The following is a 1,329-nucleotide window of genomic DNA, read 5'->3' on the forward strand; positions in this document are numbered from 1 at the left end:
GAGTGTTTAAATAATCTTGTGTAAACGTACTCCTATGAAAAAAGGAGATCTATCTTTAGAATAAAGTTGCGACACTTTATAAAGGAGATCTCCCATGTCAAATATTAACACAGAATTGAATGAAGCAGTATCAAAAGGCACCAATCTATCCGATGCCTGGAATGAATTGATGAGGAAAGAACTGGAGCACGCGATCAATGAGCTTCTTCAAAGCGAACTGACATCTTTCCTGGATTACGAGAAATGGGATATTGCAGGGTATAATTCCGGCAATTCAAGAAACGGATCCTATGCTCGGGAGATAGTGACTCGTTTCGGGAAGATATCGATTGAAGTCCCAAGAGATCGTAACGGAGATTTCCAGCAGCACACGGTTCCCAAGTACAGAAGGAGTGACGGAAGTCTGGAAGAGATGGTCATTCAGATGTACACCAAGGGAATCACAACATCCGAGATCTCGGATCTGATTGAGAAGATGTATGGAAACTATTACACACCTGCAACAATCTCAAACATGACGAAAGCCACAGAAGAACTGGTGAAGGAATTCCACAGCAGATCACTGAGTTCCCGTTACTCTGTCATCTATGGAGATGCGACTTATATCAATGTCAGACGAGACTCTGTGGCCAAGGAGGCGATGCATATCTTGATGGGGATCAATGCGGCAGGGCATAAGGAGATCCTTGATTATCGCCTTTTTCCAAGTGAATCTTGTGAGAACTATAGAGAGATGCTTAAGGACATCAAAGGGAGAGGTGTAAAGGAAGTCCTGCTGTTTGTGTCGGATGGTCTGAAGGAACTCGGGAATGTGTTTCTGGAAGAGTTCCCTAAAGCACAGTACCAGGCATGCTGGGTTCATCTGGGAAGAGCGATGTGCAGACATGTTCGGAATAAGGATTGGAAAGAGGTGCTGGGTGAGGCAAAAAAGATCTATGGTTCTACCTCAAAGGAAGAGGCAGAGAAGCAGCTGAGCAGTTTTATTGAGAAGTATGAAGGGAAGTATCCTAAAGCAGTGAATGTCATTCGTGACAATCCATCTCTGTTCAGTTTCTACGACTATCCTGCAGAAATACAGAGAAGTCTGTATACATCAAATCCGATTGAGTCATTTAATAAGAAGTATAAGAAAAACATCCGAAAGAAAGAACAGTTCCCCAACGAGGATTCACTGGATCGGTTCACATGTGCAATAGCCAGTGATTACAACAAGCAGTTCGAATCCAGGCAGATGAAGGGATTCAGTAAATGTTCCTATGAACTGCAGCAGTTATTCGAAGAACGCTATGGTTCTAAAGGTTAGAGGTTACACAAGATTCTTGACACACT

General features: G+C 43.0%; 1 protein-coding gene. It reads left to right on the forward strand.

Annotated features, from left to right (window positions below; translation table 11 throughout):
- The first annotated feature begins 94 nt into the window (after positions 1 to 94).
- Positions 95 to 1,303: an IS256 family transposase gene (locus M3200_RS07460; protein WP_022382909.1), complete on the forward strand. Its 1,209-nt coding sequence runs from the start codon at positions 95 to 97 to the stop codon at positions 1,301 to 1,303.
- Positions 1,304 to 1,329 lie beyond the last annotated feature (26 nt).

The sequence above is a fragment of the Dialister sp. CAG:357 genome, assembly GCF_000435155.1.
GTDB lineage: Bacteria > Bacillota > Negativicutes > Veillonellales > Dialisteraceae > Dialister > Dialister hominis.